Genomic DNA, 413 nt, shown 5'->3' on the forward strand with positions numbered 1-413 from the left:
TCAACTTCGATTTCTCTTAGTGTATGACAGATTCTTGTCTTTTCCGGCTTGAGTTGGAGTCCAATGGGCTTTAACCAGTCGGAGATGGCAATCTTGCACTGTTCAATGATTTCGAGCTTTGGTGATATAACTACGAAATCATCAGCATATCTGACGACCGTTGCTTGTACTCTATTTCCTTTCTTTGGAAAGAGTTTTTCTATATGTCTCACCATTCCATCCAGTGCGATGTTGGCGAGGAGTGGACTTATTACCCCTCCTTGAGGTGTCCCTGCTTTTGTGTCGTCAAATACACCATTGTCAATGACCCCAGCTTTCAACCATTGTTTGATATCTCGCCTTATGGTCGTTGGACAATGAAGTTTGGATAGCAGGTAGTCATGGTCAATTTGGTCAAAGCATTTGGCAATGTC

The 413-nt window shown here is 42.9% G+C and carries 1 protein-coding gene; it reads right to left on the reverse strand.

Annotated features, from left to right (window positions below; all coding sequences use genetic code 11):
• Positions 1-413 (reverse strand): reverse transcriptase/maturase family protein (locus tag LKE08_RS08855; RefSeq protein ID WP_324703855.1); only part of this gene is annotated, 413 nt, incomplete at both ends.

It is taken from the genome of Lyngbya sp. CCY1209 (genome assembly GCF_035615495.1).
Classification (GTDB): Bacteria; Cyanobacteriota; Cyanobacteriia; order Cyanobacteriales; family Microcoleaceae; genus Limnospira.